3 protein-coding genes and 1 pseudogene are annotated in these 2,347 nt (G+C 58.2%); 2 read left to right on the top strand and 2 right to left on the bottom strand.

Going from position 1 to position 2,347, the window contains the following annotated elements; all coding sequences use genetic code 11:
- Together Ga0074115_RS15415 and Ga0074115_RS15410 are read left to right on the top strand one after the other, a co-directional pair.
- Positions 1–571 (top strand): carbohydrate porin (locus tag Ga0074115_RS15415; RefSeq protein WP_198295082.1); only part of this gene is annotated, 571 nt, incomplete at its 5' end.
- Between the two features lie 264 nt (positions 572–835).
- Positions 836–1,123 carry a hypothetical protein gene (locus Ga0074115_RS15410; RefSeq protein WP_057957349.1) on the top strand — a complete coding sequence of 96 codons (288 nt, stop codon included), beginning with the start codon at positions 836–838 and terminating at the stop codon, positions 1,121–1,123.
- A gap of 110 nt (positions 1,124–1,233) precedes the next feature.
- Here the strand turns inward: Ga0074115_RS15410 and Ga0074115_RS15405 are convergent, their stop codons facing one another.
- Complete coding sequence (locus Ga0074115_RS15405; RefSeq protein WP_006474220.1) at positions 1,234–1,863, bottom strand: tetratricopeptide repeat protein; 630 nt, start codon at positions 1,861–1,863, stop codon at positions 1,234–1,236.
- 7 nt (positions 1,864–1,870) lie between these two features.
- Positions 1,871–2,347, bottom strand: a pseudogene (locus Ga0074115_RS15400) (hypothetical protein); the annotation flags it as partial.

The raw sequence follows: 2,347 nt of genomic DNA, 5'->3' as shown, positions 1-2,347 counted from the left end.
CCATCCCGGCCTCACCCTGCTGCTCGCCAGCTCCCATGGGTTGGCGGACAACGACGGCAAGTATGGCCAGTTGTTCGATCTGGGGGATGACGGCAAGGGGGCCTTCGCCGCCGCCGAGGCCTATGGCTACTTCGGATGGGGCATCTGGCGGCTCGGCGCCTGGAGCAATACCGCCGACCATACCCGGCTCGACGGCAGCTCAGATCAGGAGAACAACTGGGGGCTCTATGGCGTCGCCGACGGCGGCTTCGGGGAGACCCGCTGGAACCTGCGCCTCGGCTGGGCGGATGCATCGGTCTCGGAGTCTGGTGACTTCATCGCCATCACCCTGGAGCAGCCTGCCGGCCCCGCCACCCTCGGCGCTGGCATCGCGCGCACCGGCGCCTCCTCCAATCTGACTGGCGGCGACGACAGCCTCCAGGCGGAACTCTACGCCCGCTTCGAACTGACGGGCGGAGTGCAGATCACCCCGGACCTGCAGTGGATCCGCAACAGTGGCCTGGACGGCAGCGGCAGCAGCCATGACCGGTCGATATGGGTCGCGGGGGTGCGGGCCGGATACACTTTCTAGCCGTCACATGGCAAACAAGCGGGCAGGGTTGCACGAATAGCGCTGGAGCCGATTGTATCTCACTCTCGGGTTTTACGAAGCATTACATTCTTTCACGTTTCGTCGATGTCGAGGCACAATCTCCCACTCTCACCAGGCCGGAGAGTAAGGTGTTTTTCTCTTTATTTACAGTTGGTTATGTAATTTTTAAGGAGTTGGCACGGTCACTGCAATATCAGAGGCAAGCAGTCACAAAGACAGCTTTCAATCAGATCCAAACCGTAAATGGAGAACCAGCATGAAAAGATATTCGCAATTGCCAGCCTTGCACTGTTGACTTCCACTGCCTGGGCACATGACGAACACTTCGGAGGTAATCCCGATATGTATCAGAGCCCGATCACTGAGCATGGCAAAGGCGACCCCGCACATGTGGGACAGATGGGGATTGGCGATCAGTATGCCAGTCAGCTGATTCAGCAGCCGGCTGACCATACCGACAAATTGGAACCGGCACCGATCGACTTTTCCAAAAATGACCCGAATGGTAACCGGGACATCCTACCCAACTGATCAGATCCGATAATCCAGGGTGAGGCGCTTCGACAGTCTGTCGAAGCGCCAGGTCCAACAACAACGCCAACAGGCCGTTCGGGAAACCGGACGGCCTGTTGGTTTTAACCCTACTCTTTCTCCTTCCCCTTGTTCAGATAGGCGTTGGCCTCAAGATGCGCCGGTATGCGCCTGAGCACCCGCACATAGGCGCGCTTTGCCGCCTCATGATCCCCCAACCAGGCCTCGGCCCTGGCCAGATAGACCCAGGGTGTGGCGGATGACGGGTAGCGGGCGGCGAGTTCGGAGGCGTGTTTTTTCATCACACTCCACTTGCGTCTCCCCTCTTCACTGACCAGCAGGCGCAGATGCGCTGTGAAGTTCCAGGGGGAGCGCTGCAGCACCTGCTTGGCATAGCGCGCCGCTTCCTTCCAACGCTGCTGCACCAACAGAGGAAGCGTCAGTCCGAGACGGGCATCGATGGAGTTAGGATTGAGCCGCAGCGCCTTTTCGTAGCTGCGAATCGCATCGTTATGGTTGCGTAATAGATAGTTCAGCCAGCCATATCGTAACAGGGCAAACTCAGCAGTATCGCCACCGCCATTGAGGAAGGGTTCGATAACCGCTGCCGCCTCCTTGTATTCGCCCTTTGCCTCCAGCGCGTAAGATTTTGCCCAGGTCTCCTCTTCACCCGCCTGAACGGTCGTGAAGAAGAGCAGGAGTACGCAAAGAGACAACAGCCAACCAATGGTTCTTTTCATTCTCGATTCACCACTTCCTGTTAACATCGAAATAGAGATAACGGTTGTCATACTCATCGCTGATATCCTGGTTCTCATACTTCTCCAGGCCGCCGACCAACAAAACAGACCAGCTATCATCCAGATCCCAGGCACCGCCCAGCGAGAGCGAACCCTTCTGTATATCAGCCAGGTTGTAGACCGCTCCGGCATCCCCATCGACCGCATACATGCGCTGGCCGCCCAACAGAGTTGCCTGCAGACGGTCGATCCCGAGCGGAGCATCAGAACCGAAATAGTGGGTCAGCTTCGCTTCCACGGCACTGGTGTCTTCCTTGCCCTGGGTGCGGCTGGCATTGGATGAGTGGATCAGATAGCCGCGCAGCTGTAGCCAATCATTGCCCTGGTTGAGGCCAATCCCTAGGGTCGGGGTCCACTGGGTGAGGGTCAGATCGCCTGCATAGCTGGAGTGGGCGTAACCCGAATTGTTCTTCCTCTGCGGCGA

This window comes from endosymbiont of Ridgeia piscesae (assembly GCF_001443665.1).
In the GTDB taxonomy this organism is placed as follows: Bacteria; Pseudomonadota; Gammaproteobacteria; order Chromatiales; family Chromatiaceae; genus Endoriftia; species Endoriftia persephonae.
Note: the sequence above shows the minus strand (reverse complement) of the source record. Positions and strands in the feature narration are given on the sequence as shown.